Source organism: Zongyangia hominis (assembly GCF_014385095.1).
Lineage (GTDB): Bacteria > Bacillota > Clostridia > Oscillospirales > Ruminococcaceae > Zongyangia > Zongyangia hominis.
In genome coordinates, this window is record NZ_JACRTC010000001.1 from 1 (window position 1) to 20,366 (window position 20,366).

The 20,366-nt window shown below is 56.5% G+C and carries 18 protein-coding genes and 5 tRNA genes; 20 read left to right on the top strand and 3 right to left on the bottom strand.

Translation table 11 applies throughout. The features are described 5' to 3' along the window. Window positions 1–148 (top strand): LPXTG cell wall anchor domain-containing protein (locus H8709_RS11845; RefSeq protein WP_392391646.1); only part of this gene is annotated, 148 nt, incomplete at its 5' end. A 325-nt stretch (window positions 149–473) separates the two neighbouring features. On the opposite strand, the gene H8709_RS00005 is transcribed toward H8709_RS11845, so the two are convergent. Further along, window positions 474–549: transfer RNA gene (locus H8709_RS00005), tRNA-Val, on the bottom strand. 305 nt (window positions 550–854) lie between these two features. On the opposite strand from H8709_RS00005, the gene ruvC reads away from it, so the two are divergent. The 9 genes from ruvC to truA all read left to right on the top strand — a co-directional run bounded on the left by ruvC (window position 855) and on the right by truA (window position 9,014). Next, entirely contained in the window at window positions 855–1,361 is a 507-nt protein-coding gene (gene ruvC, locus H8709_RS00010) for a crossover junction endodeoxyribonuclease RuvC (RefSeq protein WP_262396328.1), read from the top strand. A 43-nt stretch (window positions 1,362–1,404) separates the two neighbouring features. Beyond that, window positions 1,405–2,004: a Holliday junction branch migration protein RuvA gene (gene ruvA, locus H8709_RS00015; protein ID WP_262396329.1), complete on the top strand. Its 600-nt coding sequence runs from the start codon at window positions 1,405–1,407 to the stop codon at window positions 2,002–2,004. 55 nt (window positions 2,005–2,059) lie between these two features. Then, on the top strand, window positions 2,060–3,112 hold the full coding sequence (gene ruvB, locus H8709_RS00020; protein WP_262396969.1) for a Holliday junction branch migration DNA helicase RuvB: 1,053 nt from the start codon (window positions 2,060–2,062) through the stop codon (window positions 3,110–3,112). A gap of 175 nt (window positions 3,113–3,287) precedes the next feature. Next, window positions 3,288–4,637 carry a phosphoglucosamine mutase gene (gene glmM, locus H8709_RS00025; RefSeq protein WP_262396330.1) on the top strand — a complete coding sequence of 450 codons (1,350 nt, stop codon included), beginning with the start codon at window positions 3,288–3,290 and terminating at the stop codon, window positions 4,635–4,637. After that, window positions 4,638–5,522: a class I SAM-dependent methyltransferase gene (locus tag H8709_RS00030; protein WP_262396331.1), complete on the top strand. Its 885-nt coding sequence runs from the start codon at window positions 4,638–4,640 to the stop codon at window positions 5,520–5,522. A gap of 164 nt (window positions 5,523–5,686) precedes the next feature. Further along, window positions 5,687–6,547, top strand: coding sequence for an energy-coupling factor transporter ATPase (locus H8709_RS00035; protein WP_262396332.1), 861 nt, complete (start codon window positions 5,687–5,689; stop codon window positions 6,545–6,547). A gap of 4 nt (window positions 6,548–6,551) precedes the next feature. Continuing rightward, a complete protein-coding gene (locus tag H8709_RS00040) occupies window positions 6,552–7,436 on the top strand; it encodes an energy-coupling factor transporter ATPase (RefSeq protein WP_262396333.1) in 885 nt (294 codons plus the stop codon). Beyond that, window positions 7,429–8,241, top strand: coding sequence for an energy-coupling factor transporter transmembrane component T family protein (locus H8709_RS00045; protein ID WP_262396334.1), 813 nt, complete (start codon window positions 7,429–7,431; stop codon window positions 8,239–8,241). The genes H8709_RS00040 and H8709_RS00045 overlap by 8 nt, the downstream gene beginning before the upstream one ends. An 11-nt stretch (window positions 8,242–8,252) precedes the next feature. Continuing rightward, window positions 8,253–9,014, top strand: coding sequence for a tRNA pseudouridine(38-40) synthase TruA (gene truA / locus H8709_RS00050; protein WP_262396335.1), 762 nt, complete (start codon window positions 8,253–8,255; stop codon window positions 9,012–9,014). Here the strand turns inward: truA and H8709_RS00055 are convergent. Beyond that, window positions 8,981–9,466, bottom strand: coding sequence for a hypothetical protein (locus H8709_RS00055; RefSeq protein WP_262396336.1), 486 nt, complete (start codon window positions 9,464–9,466; stop codon window positions 8,981–8,983). The genes truA and H8709_RS00055 overlap by 34 nt on opposite strands. Between H8709_RS00055 and H8709_RS00060 the strand changes: the two genes are divergently transcribed. The 7 genes from H8709_RS00060 (at window position 9,459) to H8709_RS00090 (ending at window position 14,391) form a co-directional block, all read left to right on the top strand. After that, a complete protein-coding gene (locus H8709_RS00060; RefSeq protein WP_262396337.1) occupies window positions 9,459–10,613 on the top strand; it encodes a DUF5711 family protein in 1,155 nt (384 codons plus the stop codon). The two genes, H8709_RS00055 and H8709_RS00060, sit on opposite strands and share 8 nt — an antisense overlap. Before the next feature lie 151 nt (window positions 10,614–10,764). After that, a complete protein-coding gene (locus tag H8709_RS00065; protein WP_262396338.1) occupies window positions 10,765–11,457 on the top strand; it encodes a CvpA family protein in 693 nt (230 codons plus the stop codon). Window positions 11,458–11,559: 102 nt separating this feature from the next. Further along, window positions 11,560–13,827, top strand: coding sequence for an ATP-dependent Clp protease ATP-binding subunit (locus tag H8709_RS00070; protein WP_262396339.1), 2,268 nt, complete (start codon window positions 11,560–11,562; stop codon window positions 13,825–13,827). 124 nt (window positions 13,828–13,951) lie between these two features. Beyond that, window positions 13,952–14,025: transfer RNA gene (locus H8709_RS00075), tRNA-Gly, on the top strand. A 60-nt stretch (window positions 14,026–14,085) separates the two neighbouring features. Beyond that, a tRNA-Arg gene (locus H8709_RS00080) sits at window positions 14,086–14,162 on the top strand. Between the two features lie 5 nt (window positions 14,163–14,167). Next, window positions 14,168–14,244: transfer RNA gene (locus H8709_RS00085), tRNA-His, on the top strand. Window positions 14,245–14,315: 71 nt separating this feature from the next. Then, a tRNA-Gln gene (locus H8709_RS00090) sits at window positions 14,316–14,391 on the top strand. 151 nt (window positions 14,392–14,542) lie between these two features. On the opposite strand, the gene H8709_RS00095 is transcribed toward H8709_RS00090, so the two are convergent. Continuing rightward, window positions 14,543–15,427 carry a hypothetical protein gene (locus H8709_RS00095; protein ID WP_262396340.1) on the bottom strand — a complete coding sequence of 295 codons (885 nt, stop codon included), beginning with the start codon at window positions 15,425–15,427 and terminating at the stop codon, window positions 14,543–14,545. Window positions 15,428–15,959: 532 nt separating this feature from the next. Between H8709_RS00095 and H8709_RS00100 the strand changes: the two genes are divergently transcribed. From H8709_RS00100 to H8709_RS00110, 3 genes are all read left to right on the top strand, one after another. Further along, window positions 15,960–16,727, top strand: a complete 768-nt coding sequence (locus H8709_RS00100) for a transporter substrate-binding domain-containing protein (RefSeq protein WP_262396341.1) — start codon at window positions 15,960–15,962, stop codon at window positions 16,725–16,727. Beyond that, entirely contained in the window at window positions 16,687–18,489 is a 1,803-nt protein-coding gene (locus H8709_RS00105) for a transporter substrate-binding domain-containing diguanylate cyclase (RefSeq protein ID WP_262396342.1), read from the top strand. The genes H8709_RS00100 and H8709_RS00105 overlap by 41 nt, the downstream gene beginning before the upstream one ends. A gap of 406 nt (window positions 18,490–18,895) precedes the next feature. Next, window positions 18,896–20,302 carry an MATE family efflux transporter gene (locus tag H8709_RS00110; RefSeq protein WP_262396343.1) on the top strand — a complete coding sequence of 469 codons (1,407 nt, stop codon included), beginning with the start codon at window positions 18,896–18,898 and terminating at the stop codon, window positions 20,300–20,302. Window positions 20,303–20,366 lie beyond the last annotated feature (64 nt).

Here is a 20,366-nt window from a genome sequence, read left to right on the forward strand (position 1 = left end):
CGACTGGAAGTGGCCGGAAGGCAGCGGTTCTGGTTCCGACTCCGGCAAGAAAAACCCGAACTCCGGTGACAGCAGCATGCTGCCCATCGCTCTGGCCGTTCTGGCTGCGAGCGCTGGCGCTGTGGTTCTGACCCGTAAAAAGAAATAAGGCTTTATCATCCTAGAAACTGGATGGAAACAAAAACAGCCGCCGCAAGGCGGCTGTTTTTTTGCGCAACAGTGGTGGAGCGCTGAAAGCGCGGATGCCCGGCGCATCAAATCCAAGCGCACCTGCCAGTGCGGGTTGCCGCGACGGAGTGCGTGTGGAGCTGAAAGCACATGCAGAAAAAGCACAAAAGGAGGGGCCTTCTAGGGAAGGTCCCTCCTTTTGTAAGGCGTCGATAATAATAACTGGTTTACTGTACGTAAACAATGGTGAGATCCTAAATTTGGACAAAAAAATGCCGCCCCCGCTATTGCAGGAACAGCACCCCTGGTGGACGATGAGGAACTCGAATCCCCGACCTTCCGCACGTCAAGCGGAAGCTCTACCAGCTGAGCTAATCGTCCATGTTTTCTGAAGATGTTACATATTATAGCGGATAAAAACAAAAAAATCAAGCTCTCTTTTCAGATTTGACGTTATTCATAAAAATTAATCAGAAATTCATTCGAATCAGACAAAATCTATCAAAAATGCCCCGACCCTTTGGAGGGAAAAGCAAATCCGTGAAAAAGAGGGGTTCCTTTGTAACGAAGAAGTGAACATTTTCCCGTCTGCTTGCGATGATTTTGGTCCTATGGTATAATTATTTGAATATAATGTGAGGGGTATGCCCGAAAATAAGGATGTCCTACGGAAACGGAGAAAAAGAATGATTGTCATGGGAATCGACCCCGGCTATGCTATTGTGGGCTATGGGGTTTTGGATTATCAGCGGGGGAATTTCCGCACCCTGGGTTATGGCGCCATCACGACCCCGGCGGATATGCCGTTTGAATCCCGGCTGGAGGTCATTTATGATGAACTCAGCTTTCTCTTAAACAAATACCGTCCCGAATCCATGGCGGTGGAGCAGCTGTTTTTTACCAGTAACCAAAAGACCGTCATCGCTGTGGGCCAGGCGCGGGGCGTCATTGTGCTGGCGGGGAAGAAGGCCCATGTCCCCATCTATGAATACACCCCTTTGCAAGTCAAACAATCGGTGGTAGGCTATGGCCGGGCGGTCAAAAAGCAGGTCATGGAGATGACCCGGGTCATGCTAGGGCTGGAAAAGGTCCCCAAACCCGACGACACGGCCGACGCGCTGGCCATCGCCATCTGCCACGCCCACAGTGCCGGCTCCTTACTCAATAAGGACCTGCTCCGTCGGCAGGGCTAGAAATGTCCCGGCAGGAAGGAAATAAAGGAAGGAAAATCGCCTCATGATATACAGCATCCGCGGCACCGTGGTGCATACCGAACCCAATCTCATCGTGGTGGAATGCGGCGGCGTGGGCTACCAGTGCCTGACCACCAACCAGACCATCGCAAAGCTGCCCAAGGAGCAAAAAAGCGTTCTGATCTACACCTATTTGCAGGTCAGGGAGGACGCGCTGACCCTATTCGGGTTTTATGACCGCAACGAGCTTCGCTTTTTCAAAATGCTCATCTCCGTGTCGGGGGTGGGTCCCAAAGCGGCGCTCTCCATTTTGTCGGACAACAGCCCCGAGCGCTTCGCTTTATGCGTGGCGTCGGGTGACTATAAGACCCTGACCCGCAGCCCGGGCATCGGCCCCAAAATCGCCCAGCGGATTGTACTGGAACTCAAAGATAAAATATCCAACGAACAGCTCTCCCAGGTCGTCAGCGAGAGCGCGGCCCCGGTGGACTTCGGTTCCTCCAATGTGGCGGAGGCCATCGGCGCGCTGGTGGTCCTCGGGTACAGCCAGTCGGAAGCGGCGTCGGCGGTGGCAAAGCTGGACGGCAGTCTCCCAGTGGAGGAGCTCATCAAGGGCGCGCTCAAAAAACTGGCCATGGGCTGAGTGCGGGAATGAAGAAAGATAGAGGGGTAGTAACGCGGTGATCAACGATTTTGAAATGGATTTTGAAAACCGGATTGTAGCGCCGGAGAGCGTAAAAGAGGACAGCGACATTGAAGCCTCTCTGCGCCCCAAAACGCTGGAAGAATACATTGGACAGGAGAAAGTCAAGGAAAACCTGACCGTCTTCATCGAGGCGGCCAAACGCCGGGGCGAGGCGCTGGACCACTGCCTGCTTTACGGCCCGCCGGGACTGGGCAAGACGACCCTCTCCGGCATCATCGCCAACGAGATGAACGTCAATATCCGCATCACTTCGGGCCCGGCGGTGGAAAAGCCGGGGGATTTAGCGGCGCTACTGACAAACCTGAGCGAAAACGACATCCTCTTCATCGACGAAATTCACCGCCTACCCCGCACGGTGGAAGAGGTTCTGTATCCGGCCATGGAAGACTACGCGCTGGACATCATCATCGGCAAGGGCCCGTCGGCCCGGTCCATCCGCATCGACCTGCCCAAGTTTACCCTCATCGGCGCCACCACTCGGGCGGGCCAGCTCACGTCCCCACTGCGGGACCGGTTCGGCGTTATGATGCGTTTGGAACTCTACACCCCCGAGGAGCTTTCCCAGATCATCCTGCGCTCGGCGGCCATTTTGGAAATCCCCTGCGATAGGGAAGGGGCCGTAGAACTTGCCCGGCGCTCGCGAGGAACGCCCCGCATCGCCAACCGCTTCTTAAAGCGGGTACGGGATTTTGCCCAGGTCATCGGCGACGGCACCATCACCAAGGAGCTGGCGGCGCTGGCGCTGGATAAACTGGAAGTGGATCCGCTGGGTCTCGACAGCATTGACCGGCGGATGTTAAGGACCATCATCCGTAACTATAACGGCGGTCCGGTGGGGCTCGATACCCTGGCGGCGGCCATCGGGGAGGAATCCATCACCTTGGAGGACGTCTATGAGCCGTATCTAATGCAGATCGGCTTTCTCAGCCGGACGCCCCGGGGCCGGTGCGCTACCCAGCGCGCCTACGACCATCTGGGCATTCCCAGAGCCGGGACAGAGAAGAACGCGGAACAGATGCATCTGATGGATTTGGACGTGGAATAGCCCTGGCAACACCGAAAGTCGGTCAAAAGAGGCGCGGCGGCATCAGCCGGGACGGCCGCGAAAAGCCTGCCGGCAGGGAGCTCTTTTATCAAAGACAAAAGCGTGACCATGAAATTTTGGAGGGCCGGGCCCCGTGACGGGCACACCGGTTCCATCACAATAGAGGAGGACCACTATGGGGAGAATATTCGGTACAGACGGCGCCAGAGGCGTCGCCAATCAGGAGCTCAGCTGTGAGCTTGCCATGAACATCGGCCGGTGCGCGGCCACGGTGCTGACCAGCCACACCCATCACAAGCCCAAGGTGCTCATTGGCAAGGACACTCGCATTTCCTCCGATATGCTGGAGGCGGCGCTGGTGGCGGGGCTGTGCTCTGTGGGCGCGGACGTAATGATCATCGGCGTGGTTCCCACCCCGGCGGTGGCGTTCCTTGTGCAGGAGTACGAAGCGGATGCAGGCATCATGATTTCCGCTTCCCACAACCCTGTGGAATTTAACGGCATCAAGATCTTTAACGAAAACGGTTATAAGCTCTCGGACAGCATTGAAAACGAGATCGAAGCCCTCCTGCAAAACGGCGTTCCCCCGGAGGCTCTCAAGCAGGGCGGGGAGATCGGCTCGGTCATCCGGGTCAAGACCGCGACCAAGGACTACATCAGCCACATCCGCTCCACCGTCCAGGGGGACTTAAGCGGTCTGACGGTGGCCATTGACTGCGCCAACGGCAGCGCCAGCACCACGGCCCAGACCTTGTTTGAGTCCTTGGGGGCCAAGTGCCTGCTCATCAACGACGTGCCCGACGGCATCAACATTAACGACAACTGCGGCTCCACCCACATCGAGGTGCTCTCCAAATATGTGGTGGAAAACGGTTGTGATGTGGGCGTCGCTTTCGACGGGGATGCCGACCGGTGTCTGGCGGTGGATGAACACGGCGTCATTTTGGACGGCGACCGGCTCATGGCCATGTTTGCCTATGACATGAAGAAAAACGGCACCCTCAAAAACGACACGGTGGTGGCCACCATCATGTCGAATCTGGGTTTCTATAAATTTTGTGAAAGATACGGTATCCAGGCCGCTTCCACCAAGGTGGGGGACCGGTATGTGCTGGAAAATATGCTGGAAAACGGCCACAATTTGGGCGGCGAGCAGTCGGGCCACATCATCTTCCTCGACTACATGACCACCGGCGACGGCCAGCTTTCGGCGGTGCAGTTACTCAGCCTCCTTCACAAAAGCGGCGGCAAGATGAGCGATCTGGCCGAGATTATGGAGCGCTACCCCCAGACGCTGGTCAACGTCCGGGTGGCCAACGACGCCAAGGATCGCCTCGAGGGCGACGAGGAAATCTGGAACGCCATCCGCCGTCATGAGGACACATTGGCGGGGGACGGCAGGATTTTGGTGCGCTGTTCGGGCACCGAGCCCCTCATCCGTGTGATGGTCGAGGGCAAGGAAAGCGAGCAAATCGGCGCTATGGCGGCGGACATCGCCGGAAAAATCAAAGAAAGACTGGGATAGATGAGAGCAGCGAAGGATTGGAAAGACTATCAGATTCTGGACGCGTCAAACGGGGAAAAGCTGGAGCAGTGGGACGGCATCGTCCTCATCCGCCCCGATCCCCAGATCATCTGGAACACGCCCCGGGACGCGAAACTTTGGAATAAAGCCAACGCCCGCTATTTACGCTCGAGCTCCGGGGGCGGGCGCTGGGAAAACCGGGACATGCCCCGGGACCAGTGGCAGATTTCGTATAAAGGGCTTCGTTTTCACATTCGGCCCACCGGCTTTAAGCACACGGGGCTTTTTCCCGAACAGGCGGTCAACTGGGACTGGATGGCGGAAAAGATTCAGGGCGCCGGGCGTCCCGTCAAGGTGCTCAATCTCTTTGCCTATACCGGCGGGGCGACCCTCGCCTGCGCCAAGGCGGGAGCGAGCGTTTGCCACGTGGATGCGTCCAAGGGCATGGTGAGCTGGGCCAGGGAGAACGCCGGTTTAAGCGGCCTGGCGGACAAGCCTATCCGCTGGATTGTGGACGACTGCAAGAAGTTTGTGGAGCGGGAAATCCGCCGGGGCAACCGGTACGACGCCATCATCATGGACCCGCCCTCCTATGGACGGGGGCCGGGCGGCGAGGTCTGGAAGCTGGAAAGCGAAATTCATAGCCTGGTGGAGCTGTGCGCCGGGGTCTTAAGCGACCGGCCCCTCTTCTTCCTGCTCAATTCCTACACCACCGGACTTTCCCCTTCCGTGATGCAGTACCTGTTGGGGGTGACGGTGGGCGCCCGGTTCGGCGGTAAGGTCTCCTCCGACGAAATTGGACTGCCGGTGAAGGCGTCGGGATTCACGCTCCCCTGCGGTTCTACGGCCATCTGGGAAAGCGGTGAACCGAACCTGTCACGATAAACAAAGCGGCCCTAGGGAACGGCATGAGATAGAAAAAACGCCCACAGTGCGGCGGACGCCATGAAGGGCGGCGGGGACCCTGCCCGGGGCGGCCGGTAGAGCGCTTCGGAAATGACAGCGCCGCAATTGGAAGAGAAACGCGATCTCCCGGCGGCAGCCGGCAAATGGAGGTTTTTGCTAAATTGGAAAACATCATCAAAGTACAGGATGTATCCTATGCCTATACGGCGGAGGGCAACGCGGCCAACGTGCTCGAACACGTGAGCCTGGCAGTGCCCCGAGGCCAGTTTGTGGCGGTTTTGGGCCACAACGGGTCGGGCAAATCGACGCTCGCCAAGCTATGTAACGCCATCCTCACCCCCTCCGAAGGCGTTGTCTATGTGGATGGGGTTGACACCCGGGACGAGGAAATGATTTATGAAATCAGGCAGAATGTGGGCATGGTCTTCCAGAACCCGGACAACCAGATCGTGGCCACCATCGTCGAGGAGGACGTGGCCTTCGCTCTGGAAAACCTGGGCGTGGAGCCCAAAGAGATGAGAAAACGGGTGGACGACGCCCTCAAAGAGGTGGGGATGTACGACTACCGGGAGCATGCGCCCCATCAGCTCTCGGGCGGGCAGAAGCAGCGGGTGGCCATCGCGGGCATCATCGCCATGCGCCCGGCGTGCATCGTCCTTGACGAACCCACCGCCATGCTGGATCCCAAAGGACGGCGGGAGGTCCTCAAAACCATCCGGGGACTCAATCGTGACTACGGCATTACGGTGGTCCTCATCACCCACTACATGGACGAGGCCGCCAAGGCCGACCGGGTGGTGGTGGTGGACAACGGCCGCGTCATCCTGGACGATACCCCCAAAAACGTGTTCTCCCATGTGGAAAAGCTCAAGGGCGTGGGACTGGATGTGCCCCAGTCCACCGAGCTCATCTACGAACTGAGGAAAGCGGGCTATCCCGTGGACAGCCATATCATCGACGAAGAGGCGTGTGTCAACGAGATTCTGCGCCTTTTGGAGGAATGAACATTTGTCAGTGATCAAAACCGAACATCTCACCTATACCTATAACGGCGGCTCCCCGTTTGAAAAGGTGGCCGTCGACGACGTCAATCTGGAAATCGAGCAGGGGGAGCTTGTGGGCATCATCGGCCACACGGGCTCAGGCAAGTCCACCCTGATTCAGCACTTTAACGGTCTGGTTAAACCCACCGCGGGAAAGGTCTACATCGACGGCAGGGACATCTGGGAAAACCCCAAGGACATTCGCCGCATCCGCTTTCAGGTGGGACTGGTGTTCCAGTACCCCGAGTATCAGCTCTTTGAGGAGACCGTCTACAAGGACATCGCCTACGGCCCGACCAACATCGGGCTTTCCAAAGAGGAGATCGACGAGCGGGTGAGAGAGGCCGCCATGTTTGTGGGGCTCAGGGAATCCACCCTGGAAAAGTCCCCCTTCGAGCTTTCGGGCGGACAGAAGCGCCGGGTGGCCATTGCCGGCGTTATCGCCATGCGCCCCGAGGTCCTCATCCTGGACGAGCCCACGGCGGGGCTCGACCCCAAGGGCCGGGACAAGATTCTGGGCCAGATCAAGCAGTATCACGAGGCCCAAAAGAACACCGTCCTCATCGTCTCCCACAGTATGGAAGACGTGGCCAAGTACTGTCAGAAGGCGCTGGTCATGAACCAGTCGAAGGTGTTTCTCTATGACACCATCGAAAACGTCTTCTCCCACACTGAGGAGCTCTCTGCTATGGGGCTGGCGGTGCCCCAGGTCACGCGGATTTTCCATGCGCTGGGAGCGCGGGGCGTGGAAGTAAACCCCGATATTTTTACCGTGGAGGCGGGCAGGGAGGAGCTCTTAAAGCTCCTGGCCGCCCACCACGTGCGGAAGGGGGGCGCGGCCCGTGCTTAAAGACATCACCATCGGCCAGTATTACCCGGGCAAATCCCCCATCCATCACATGGACCCGCGGATGAAGATCGTCATCACCTTTGCCTATATCGTCATGCTCTTTGTGGCCAAGAACGCCTGGGGCTTCGGGGTGGGCATCGCCTTTTTGATCGCGGCCTATCTCATTTCCGGCGTGCCGGGCAAAATGGCCCTCAAAAGCCTTAAGCCCATCATCCCCATCGTCGTCTTCACCACCGTCCTCAATATGTTCTTTATCGACGGCAATCCCCTGTGGCAGTGGGGCTTTCTCAAAATCACCGACAAGGGCATCTCCATGGCTATCATGATGGCCATCCGCATCGTCTGTCTGATCGCGGGGACGTCGCTACTGACCTACACCACCTCCCCCATCGTATTGACCGACGGGTTGGAGCGGCTCATGAGCCCGCTCAAAAGGATCAAGGTGCCGGTGCATGAGCTTGCCATGATGATGACCATCGCCCTGCGCTTTATCCCCACCCTCATCGAGGAAACCGACAAGATCATGAACGCCCAGAAGGCAAGGGGCGCGGACTTGGAATCCGGGAAGCTCCTGCAGCGGGTCAAGGCCCTCATTCCGGTGCTCATCCCCCTCTTTGTCTCAGCCTTTCGTCGGGCGGACGAGCTGGCCCTCGCCATGGAATGCCGCTGCTATCGGGGCGGCGAGGGCAGGACCCGGATGAAGCAGCTCAAGATGCACGGACGGGACGTTGTTTCCGCGCTGGTGACCACCGTCTGTATCGCTGGGGTCATCGTCCTCAACATCTTCATTCGCCCCATCTTCTAGCGGGGGACGCCATGAGAAATTTGCGGATCACCTTGGCCTTCCGAGGCTGCGCCTACCACGGCACCCAGGTGCAGAAAAATGCCCTGACGGTGACGGAGGTCTTCCAGGACGCCTTAGAAAAGGTACTGGGCGTGCGGGAGGACATCAAAAACTGTTCCCGGCTGGATGCCGGCGTCCACGCAAACCAGTTCGATTTGAATATCAAGACCCAGAGCGCCATCCCTTGCGACGGCCTTTTGCGGGGGCTCAACGCCTGCTTGACCGGGGACATGGCGGTCCTTGCAGTGCGGGAAGTGCCGGAGGATTTCCACGCCCGATACAGCTGTCTGGGCAAGGAGTACCTCTACAAGGTCCACAACGCTCCTATACGGGACCCCTTTGGGGCTGGACTCGTCTGCGAGTATCCTTTCCCCTTAGACGAAGGAACGCTTCACAGGGCCGCCCAGGCCTTTGTGGGGCGCCATGACTTTGCCGCCTTTTGCAGTGCGGGCAGCTCCGTGGAGGATACGGTGCGCACCATCCATTCCTTTTCTGTCTGCAGAGAGGGAGAAATGGTCCTCTTCACTGTGGCGGGGGACGGCTTTTTGTACAACATGGTGCGGATTCTGGTGGGCACCCTTCTGGACGTGGCCGCCGGGAAAATACCGGTGGAAGCATTGCCCGAGATCATCGCGTCCCGGGACCGGGTCCGCGCGGGAAAGACTGCGCCCGCCTGTGGGCTCTATCTCAACCGCGTCTTCTACCAGCTCCCGCTGGAGGATGACGCGCCATAGGTTTTATTTGTGACATCGTCGCGGCACACGCGGCAAAGGTTCCAACAGCGCCACAGCGCGGTGTCCTCCGCCGGCAAGCGGCGGTCCCTGCCGGGACGGGACGACGCGCCATAGGTTTCGTTTGCGACATCGTCGCGTTGCACGCGGCTAAGATTCCAATAGTGCCGCAGCGCGGTTTCCTCCGCCGGCAGACGGTCCTTGTCGGGACGGGACGACGCGCCATAAGATTTGTTTGCGACATCGTCGCGTTGCACGCGGCTAAGGTTCCAATAGTGCCACAGCGCGGCATCCTCCGCCGGCAGGCGGTCCTTGTCGGGACGGGACGACGCGCCATAGGTTTTATTTGTGACATCGTCGCGGCACACGCGGCTAAGGTTCCAATAGTGCCACAGCGCGGTATCCTCCGCCGGCAGGCGGAATGTAAAAGAAGGAAGGTGAAAGCCGATGTCCAAGGTACAGGATATTTCCGAGGTGCGGAAAAAATACAAGAAAAAGAGCATTGTCAAGCGCATCATCCTTTTGCTGCTCATCTTTCTCCTGGTGCTGGTGGCGCTGTCTTTCACTAACGAGACGGTGCGCAACCGCGTCAACGACTGGATTTCCACCGTGGCGGCGGAGTTTGGCGGCGGCAGCGGCTTCCCGGTTAGCCTGGCGGGCGCCAATCCGGTGGAGCTCGCTTCCATGAGCAATGACCTGGGTGTGCTCACCGACACCAATTTCTATGTCTATAACCAAAACGGAAAGGAAATCGGCAACATCAAGCACGGCTTTACGAACCCCAAAGTGGTCGTCAACAGCTCCATGAGCGCCATCTACGACCGGGGAGGAAAGAAGCTGGTCCTTTCCTCCAAGACCAAAGAGATCCTCACCCAGACCTATGAGTTTTCTATATTGACGGCGGACCTTGCCAAAAACGGCTACCTGGCGGTGGCCACCGGGTCCCAGCGGTACACCTCCCAGCTGACGGTGTACGACAACAGCCAGAAGGAGTTTATGCACTGGTATTCCGCCCAAAACCACATTGTCTCCCTGTCCATCCTCAGCGACGGCTCCGGCATCGCGGTGGGCACCTTGGGAGCGGAAAACGGCAGCCTTAAATCTACCCTGCACCTGCTCTCCTTTAGCTCGGAGGAACCCATCGCCACCCTGGACTTTCCGGGGGAGGCCATCTACGCGGTGGACTGCAAGGAGGGGGGCAACATCTTCGTCCTCACCGACAAGGCGGCCCGGGTCGTCAGCGCCAAGGGCAAGGTGGAGGGCGAATACATCTACGGCGCCACCAACCTGGTCAGCTTTTCCACCGAGGGAAGCAAGCAGGTGGTGCTTGTCTTCGGCGACTACAACCAGTACCAGCAGGCCACCGTGGTCATGCTCAACCAAAAGGGCGAGAAGACCGGGGAAGTCAGCTTACAGGAGTCGGTTAAGGGCCTGTCCGTTTCCGGGGACAAGGTAGCCCTTCTACTCCAGCGGCAGGCGGTCGTTTACAGCATGTCCGGGGAACAGATCCGCACGGTCCCGGTGGAGCGGGGGAGCATCGGCGTTCAAATGGCGGGCTCCGGGGTCTATGTGTCCATGACCGGAGAGATTCGGAAAGGATAAGGACAAAAACTGTAAAAAACTGAGGTTAAAATACACCTAAATTGTAAACTTTTTTTGGCGTCCCTTGACGGAATCGCTTTGACGAGTAATAATTCTATTGTATATTTCTATCCATCGCCAAGCGAATGAAATGTGAGAAAGGGAGGAATGCATGATCGACTGGATTCCACTGATCTATGACCTATGTGTCGTGGGATTGGTTGTCTATTTTGTTTCAATTTCGGCGCACCGCGGTTTTGTCCGCACCGTGATTGAATTTATCGGATATTTTCTGTCCCTGATGGCGGCAAATTATGGCGCCAAGTTTTTTTCCTCGGCCATTTTTGAAAAGCTACTGCGCCCCACGGTCTTGGACACCGTGGCCAAAAAGCTCACCGAGGCCGGAATCACGGATATCGCTTCCGATGTGCAGACCATTCTGGCCAAAGTGCCGGACATGCTGGAGGATTTTCTCGCAAAATATGGGGTAAAGGAGGATGTGCTGGGCAACTTTAAGGCCCTGGCTAATCCCTCCCAGCCTCTCCCTGAGGCCATCACCGACCATGTGGTGGGACCCATCGTTGTCAGCGTGGTGGAGCTCATCCTGTTCCTCATCTTGATTTCGCTGTGCTTTTTCCTGGTCCGCAAGTTTTCCTGGACCCTGGGAGGATTGCGGAAGATTCCCATCATCGGTCCTGCCAACACCATTTTGGGCGGGGTTGTGGGGGCGCTGGAAGGCCTCCTCACCGTGGCACTCATCGCCAATCTTTTAAACCTGATTATCACGGCCACAGCGGGCGGTTTTCAGTATCTCAACAGTGGCATTATTGATCAGACAGTTTTATTTCGAAGATTTCTGCTATAAATACAGTGTGATAGATAGATTTCCCAACGCCGCGACCGGGTAGGCGGTTGGGAATTTCCCGGTTTTTTCCGGAGCATGCCCGGCAGGAGGAAAGTGATACGTATGTTATGTTCCCGATGCAAAAGAAGACCGGCCGTCGTCTATATGACCCGGCTGGAGAACGGTGAAACGATCAATGAAGGTCTGTGCCTGGTGTGCGCCAAGGAGCTGGGGCTCAAGCCTGTGGACGATATGATGAAGCAGATGGGCATCAGCGACGAGGATTTGGAAGACATGAGCAGCCAGCTGATGGACATCATGGGCGGGGAAGAGGAAAACGGCTTTGAGCCGGGCGGTTCCCAGACCTTCCCCTTTTTGCAGAACCTCTTTGGAGACCAAGCGGCCAAAGGTCAGGAGAGCGCTCCCGGCCGGCCCGGCCCCGCTCAGCGGGAGAAAGCGCCCAAAAAGGAAAAGAAGCGCAAATATTTGGACAACTACTGTGAAAACCTGACCCAGAAGGCCAAGGAAGGACGCCTTGACCGGATTGTGGGCCGGGACAACGAAATTTATAGGGTCGTGCAGATACTCAACCGACGCACCAAGAATAACCCCTGCCTGATCGGTGAGCCCGGCGTGGGCAAGACTGCCATCGCCGAGGGTATCGCTCTGCGCATCGCCCAGGGCAACGTCCCCGCCAAGCTCATGGACAAGGAAATCCATCTGCTGGACCTGACCGCCCTGGTGGCCGGGACCCAGTTCCGGGGCCAGTTTGAAAGCCGGGTCAAGGGGCTGGTGGAGGAAGTAAAGTCCTGCGGTAACATCATCCTCTTTATTGACGAGGTCCACAACCTGGTGGGCGCGGGCGATTCCGAGGGCTCTATGAACGCGGCCAACATTCTCAAACCTGCCCTCTCCCGGGGAGAAATTCAGGTCATCGGCGCCACCACTTTCAACGAATACCGCAAGTACATTGAAAAGGACAGCGCTTTGGAGCGCCGGTTCCAGCCGGTAACGGTGAATGAACCCTCCATCGCCGACACCATCGAGGTCCTACAGGGCGTCAAGGAATACTACGAAAGTTATCACCACGTCAAGGTGCCCGACGCTATTGTTCGCTCGGCTGCCATGCTTTCCGAGCGTTACATCAACGACCGCTTCCTCCCCGACAAGGCCATCGACCTGCTCGACGAGGCCTGTTCCTGCGCGTCTTTGGCGAGCAAGGAGCTGGCGGAGTACGAGAGCTTATCCAAGAGCCTCACCGATCTGCTCATCAAACAGGAGGAGATTAACGCAGCCACCGACAGCGTGGATTACGAGGCGCTGGCCGAGACCAAGGCGGACATTCTGCGGGTGGAAGCGAAGCGGGGCGAGCTGCAGGACAAGGTGGATGGACTCACCGTGACCCAGGACGACCTGGCCAAGGTCATTGAGCTTTGGACCGGGATTCCCGCAAGCAAAATCAGAGAAAACGAGCTGCGCCGGGTGGCGGGCTTGGAGGAAGCGCTGAAAAAGAAGATTATCGGCCAGGACGAAGCGGTGGAGCTGGTAGCGGCCGCCGTGCGCCGCTCCCGGGTGCAGCTAAGCCCCCGCCGCCGGCCGGCCTCCTTTATCTTTGTCGGTCCCACCGGCGTGGGAAAGACGGAGCTTGTCAAGGTGCTGGCCCGGGAGCTCTTCGACACCGCCGACCCCCTCATCCGGCTGGATATGAGCGAATTTATGGAGAAGCACTCGGTCTCTCGGATTGTGGGCTCCCCTCCGGGCTATGTGGGTTACGACGAGGCGGGACAGCTCACCGAGAAGGTGCGCCGCCGCCCCTATTCGGTGGTGCTCTTTGACGAAATTGAGAAGGCCCATCCCGATGTGCTCAATGTCCTGTTGCAGATTTTGGACGAGGGCCGGATCACCGACGCCCACGGCCGGACGGTATCCTTTGAAAACACGGTGCTGGTGATGACCTCCAACGCGGGTAGCAACCTCAAGGAGAACGCGCTGGGCTTTAACCGCGACGAAGGGGAAGTGGCCAAGGATCGGGTGATGAAGGCACTGGGCGACTTTTTGCGGCCCGAGTTTTTGGGGCGTGTGGACGAAGTGGTCGTCTTCCGGCAGCTGAGCCAGGAGGACTTCGAGAAGATCGCCGCCCTGCTCCTCGATGAGTTTAAGGACCCGATGAAAGAAAAGGGCATCGAGTTTGGCTATGACGACGCGGCACTGCGTCTAATTGCGCAGAAGGCCTACGGCCACAAGAGCGGGGCCCGAGACATCCGGCGGATCATCCGCAAGGAAGTGGAGGACAAAATCGCCCTGCTGCTCATACAAAAGGGGGAGGAAAACGTCTCCCAGATCATGAAGCTCACGGCCAAGGACGGCGAATTTGTATTGTTAGAGGCGTAAATAAGGGGGCCGGGAGGAGATTACCGGCCCTTTTATACGAGGAAAAGAGAGCGACGGACTTTTTATTCTCCATCTATTGACAAAAGTTCATGCAGATGGTAAAATATAATCCGTCGCTAGATAAGCGGGTGTAGTTCAATGGTAGAATCCCAGCCTTCCAAGCTGGTCGCGTGGGTTCGATTCCCATCACCCGCTCCAATTTATTCCGTCACACAGCATATTGCGCTAGGAAGAGTTGGGCGGCGGGCATGTTACAATGCGCCAGTAGCTCAGCTGGATAGAGCAACTGCCTTCTAAGCAGTAGGTCAGGGGTTCGAGTCCCTTCTGGCGCGCCATTGTGGTGGGTATAGCTCAGTTGGTTAGAGCGCCAGATTGTGGCTCTGGAGGTCGTGAGTTCGACTCTCATTACCCACCCCACTTTACTAATAAAAGGCGAAAGCCTTTTTTTTATACCATCAGCTGGACAGAAGAGGTTTTTCTGTACCTGATGGGCTGTAGCCAAGCGGTAAGGCACCAGACTTTGACTCTGGCATCCCGTGGGTTCGAATCCCGCCAGCCCAGCCAGCGGCAAGTTGCCGCTCCCAAATGACACACCCCACTTTGTGGGGTGTGTTTTCTTTTGTACTTGCGTCTAGATGGGCGCCATTATGTAGCGCTTTCCACAGATAGGGCCTGGAGCATTTGCGCTCCAGGCCCTATCGAATGCGGCATATCTTTATTCTGCCATAGCATCATAGGTGATGCTTCCGTTATAAATTTTGAGCAGTATGTCTTCAAAATTGATATCGTCAAGGATGGTGATGTCCAAGTTGAGGTCATTGCCTCCCTTGCGGTTCATCGCGTCTCTGGTGGTGGAAGATAGATACAAAAACTTGTCGCATGTTGTGTGCCACGCCTGCAACAGCTCCGGTTGACGGATGGCCTTGGTCACTTTGATAGCATCCGAAATACCTTCATATGCCACTTCGATCACAATGGTGTCGTTAGATGCGTCAAAGTATAGATTGCTGTAATACTGAAAGCTTTGCTCCACGATGGGCCGCATTTGGCTGAGGATGCTCTCGGCTATGGCGTTTTTCTCGGACATACGGCCGGCGGTGGTGGTAGTGACAGGAGGCTTGGTTGTGGTGGGAGGAGTCGTCGTGACGGGAGTTGTTGTTGCCGGTTTGTCTTTTTGGGGCGGCTGATTTCCACCGCCCGTTCCGTTGGAGACGGCGCCGGTGGTGACGATGACGTCCAGAGGTACGGATTTGACCAGGCCGTCTGAAGAAGAGGCGATCACGCGGGTTGATCCCTGGCCGGCAGCCACAATTTTGACTTCCAATTCATCCGAGGTATGGGAAGCGATTTCCACCGTTGCCACGGTGGTATCCCCACTTTCCAGAAGGATGTTACCCGGCTCAAAGAATTCGGGTCCCACCTGGAGAACCGTTGTCACGCTCTGTCCAGGAGTGGTTATTTGAACGGGGGAGGCATCCTCCCAGCGCAGAAGGGAAATGCCGCTGGGGGAGAGGATGGGGGTGGCTTTGGGCGTAGAGAACGCCAAAACGGCAAGCCCCACAATGCCGATGATAAGGAGGGGCAGCAGGCACAGCAGCACTTTCTTGGGAAACTTACGCTTGGTCGAAGACGTTTCTTTTTCGGAGGAAGGGGGAGCCGCTGTTTCCTCTTGGGGGGAGGGCTCCTCTGTGGTAGGGGGTGCTGGAATGGGTTTCGGCGAAACTGGGGGCTGCCAGTTCGCGGGTTTTCCACAACGGGGACAGAAATTCCCCTCAAATTCTGTCGAACAGTTTGCACATTTCATACAAAAGACCTCTTCTTCCCGGCACCGCAATCTTGCTGTACCGCCATATTCCGTCGCCTTTTGTCGGATGACGTCTTATCTATTTTATACCATAATTTGGCGTCCCTTGGAACAGGATCCTATGGAATTTGTAGAGATGATGGAATGAGCAGCTGCAAATTTGTATATTATTTTGGAGAAATGAGGAAATCAGAGAAAATTCCCAAAGTGATGATTAAATTTCCTTTACAAAATCCCAGAAGTCTTGTGAATTTGTGACTGATTTGCTATGATAAACAAAGAACATCTATTGCGTGAAGGACAAAAAGACGAAAGGGGAGATTAGCGTATGAAACAGAATAAATGGATCTCCTTTTTTTCATTGCTTTTGGCCATGGTGATGCTCGCCAGCCTTTGTGTCACGGCGGATGCAAAACAGGAAAAGGGCCGCGTAGTCCGAGTGGGCTACCCTATCCAGTGGGGCCTCACGGAGATAGATGAAGACGGCAACTATAGGGGATACACCTACGAATATTTACAGGAAATCGCCCAATACACCGGATGGACCTATGAATTTGTCCAGGTGCCCGGCGATACCGATCAGAGCCTGGGGACGCTGATGGATATGCTGGATAAAGGCGAAATTGACCTGATGGGGGGCACCCTATACAGTCAGGCACTGGCGGAGACCTATAACTATTCCGCATTTAGCTACGGTACGGTGGATACAGTGCTCCAGGTGCTCCATGACGATCCGCGGGATATTGTCATTGATTCCCAGTCCAACCAGAAGATCCGCATCGCGATCATCGAGACGAGCAAAATGCGGCGCCAGGAGCTGGAGGAATACTGCAAATTAAATTTGATTGAGCCGGAATATATCCTATGTAAAAGTGGTGAAGAACAGCTCCACGCGCTCAAAAGTGGGCGGGCCGACGCCCTACTCAACACCAGTCTCAACCTGTTTCCGGGGGTGCGGACCATCGCCAAATTTTCGCCCAAGCCCTTCTATTTTATCATGTCCAAAAATAACGGCCAGGGACTGATGCAAGAGCTCAACTCCGCCATCTCCAGCATTGAGCAGGCGGACCCCTATTTTTTCCACCACCTTGTATGAGAAATACTTTGTCCCCGAGTATAACGAGATCCTGCTCTCGGATGCGGAGAGCGCCTATGTCGGGGAAGGCCGCACCTTACGAGTGGGAGTGGTGACGAATCGGCCGCCCTATCAGTTTATGGACAAAAAAGGATTTGCGGGTATTTCGGTGGATTTTCTCCAGTATATCGCCGAGAACACAGGGCTCCAGTTTGAGCTGGTACCCGTTACGGGGACGCAACAGCAGGAGCAGTTAATTGAGAGCGGCGCATTGGATATGATGGCGGGGATTACCTACGACTATCAGCTCGCTCAGACCTTGGGAGTCGCCATGACCCGGCCCTATCTTTCCACCCAATACGTGCTGATCCTCAACGATGCTGTCAACGAGCAGGAAATGTCGGGCAGACGTCTGGCAGTGGTCAAAAATCTCGGTGTGCAACCGGGGGATGCAGAAAATTTGGTCTACTTTGACACCATCGACGAATGTATCCGCGCAGTCAACCGGGGGGAAGCGGATGCGACTTATGTGGACGCTTCCACCGCTCAATACTATATCAATCACCCGGAATACAATCAGCTCAAGGTGATCTCCCAGATTCATGACCAATGGCAGCTCTGCTTTGGCGTAGCAAAGTCGCAGACCCGCCATCTGTTGAGTATCCTCAACAAAGCCATTGCCTCCGTTCCGGCGGATCAAATGCAGGCCTTCGTTTACGATAACACCATGTATCAGCAGCAAATCACCCTGTGGTCGTTTATTCAGTCCCACCCGGCGGAAGTCGTCGCGGTGGTATTGGCGTTTTTACTGTGCATTGTGGCGCTGTTGCTCATTTGGATGCGTCAGAGGGTGAAGGCCAATCGGAAGATGGCGCTGGATCTGAAAAAGCATTTGCAGATTTACAGCCTGGTCAATGACTATTTTATCGAATATGATTTTCAGGCCGATACCCTGATGGTAACCAGTCCCGCCACAGATCAGGAGGACAGTGTCAAGATCCATACCTACAGTTGTGGCGACGCGGGCGAGGACATCGTGGGGGGCGGCATTTTGGATTATATCCGCGCCCACGATCAAGGCGTGGTGGAGATGGAGCAGCGATGGCTGGATGGACAGAACCACTGGCTGCGGCTGGCGGTGAAGACGGTCCACGACGACGAGGGCAACCCGGCCTATACCATCGGCAAGGTTACCATGATCGACGAGGAAAAGCGGGAGCAGGAACTGCTCATAGAGCAGGCCCAACAGGATGGCCTGACCGGTGTTCTCAATGCTAGAGCGGTCCGGCTGCAGGTGGAACAGAATTTGGCGGAGCTTTCGGGGCAGGAGTCCGGCGCGCTGCTCCTGATCGATATAGACAATTTTAAATCCATCAACGATACTTTCGGCCATATGCGGGGAGACGAGATTCTTAAGAAAGTGGCCGGCCTGCTTGCCCGGAGTTTCCGTTCCAACGATGTGGTGGGGCGTCCCGGCGGCGATGAATTTATCGTCTATATGCGCAATGTCAGGGATCTGCGGGACCTTCAGGATAAGTGCGGGGACCTGTGCGGCAAGGTCCGCAAAATTAAAATCGCCTCCGGGCGGTATGCCACCATTAGCCTGGGCGCGGCGCTGGCCTGCTCCGGCTCCGATTATGTGGAAGTATATGAACGGGCGGACAAAGCGCTGTACCAGGCCAAGGAGAAGGGCAGGGACCGGTATGAGATCGCGCTGCCGGAAAGCGTCTCCGAAGCGGCGGGACCAAAGGAAGATGCCGGCGGTCGGGGGTTAGAGAGCTGACCTTGACAGCCAAGCCCAATGTTGATATCATAAAACCATCGAAAGGATGAGATTCATGGGATATTCTGATACGCAGCAAATGCAGAGGAAACTTTGCTCCGCACAAGGGAATGCGATGAGACATTGTACGGAGCTTTAAACACCTTCTCATCGGCAAGAGTGACAAGGAAGCGTGGAACCCACGCTTGGTTTGTTGCACCCATTTGCCGGTGAAACAAGGATAAAGAAAGCCGCGGACATGTCTTGTCCGCGGCTTTTTGTTTTCCCCGGCCTCCTTTGGTAAGGCGTGGGGCTGGCGCACGTTTGTGCCCGGAAGATAGCAGAAGGCCGCCTGGCGGCCTTCTGTTTTTTTGTCCATCGCGTTTTGTAAAGCTCCGTCAAACTGCCTTTAAAGGAGATCGTTATCATGATAGAAAAAGAAAATCGGTTGGGCACTGGAAGCATCGGGGGACTCATCGCCCGGTATGCCATCCCCAGCGTGATCGCCATGCTGGTGGGCGCCCTTTACAATATTGTCGACCAAGTCTTCATCGGCCACAGCGTAGGTTACCTGGGTAACGGAGCTGCCAATGTGGTGGGACTCCTCACCCTGTCGGGGCTGGCGGTGGCCGTCCTGCTGGGGGACGGCACGGCGGCCGATTACAGCCTGAACCTCGGCAAAGGGGATAAGGGGGCCGCCGCCGAGGCGGTGGGCAGCATGGCGGTAGCGCTATTTGTCCTTAGCGCCGCGGTGCTGGTGGTGGGAAGCGTGTTTCTTACCCCCATCTTGCGGCTCTTTGGCGGTACCGACGCCATCCTGCCCCTCGCTCTACGCTACGGCCGCATCATTGTACTGGGCCTGCCCCTCGCCATCATCAGCACGGCCCTCAATGCCGTCATACGGGCCGACGGCAGTCCCCGGTATGCCATGACCTCCATGATTGCCGGCGCGGTGGCCAACACCTGCATGGACCCCCTCTTTATTTTTGGTTTTGGGTGGGGTATCGAGGGCGCGGCTCTCTCCACAGTGCTGGCCCAGCTTTTGTCCTTCTTCATCTCACTGTCCTATTTCCGCCACTTCCAAGAGATTAAGGTGACCCGGGATATTTTTCACGTGAGCCGACGGACGCTGGGGAGAATCGCGGCCTTAGGCATCCCTACATTCCTCGATCAGGTCACCTTTACCCTCGTCATGGCGGTCAGCAACAACTTAATCGTCCACTACGGCGCCCTATCCCCCTACGGCAGGGAGATCCCGCTGACCGCCTTTGGGCTGGCGATGAAGGTCCAGGAAATCCTCTTCACCGTCATTCTGGGCATCGCTATCGGCATGCAGCCGGTGGTAGGCTATAACTACGGCGCCAAAAAATTCCCTCGTGTCCGGCAGGCTTACCGCGTGGCGGTAACCGCCGCCATTGTGTTGTCCATTGCCGCTACGGTGGTGTTCGTCTTCTTTCCAGAGCCGTTGGTGCGCATCTTCGGCTCCCAGGAAGAGACCCTCTATCTGGAATTTTCCAAGAAATTCTTCCAGACCTATTTTTGCATGTACATCTTTTTTGGCTTTGAAATGGTGACGGGCATCCTGTTCCAGGCCATGGGAAAACCCCGGCAGGCTGCCGCCATCTCCTTACTCTACCAGGTGGTGTTTAAAATCGGCTCCGCGCTCCTTTTAACCGCCGCGGTGGGGCTCGACGGCGTCCTGCTTTCCGGCCCGGTGTCGGACATCCTCATCTTTTTGGTTTGCCTTGTGATGCTCGATATCCAGCTCAAAGCGCTGCGGAAAGAAGAGGGGCGGATAGAAATGGTATCCGTCCAAGAAGAAAAAAGGACCTAGCCGCTGTGCTGTGGCAAGAGGCTTTTACAGGGATAAGGGAAACGGGTCCATGCAAAAGCGGGGT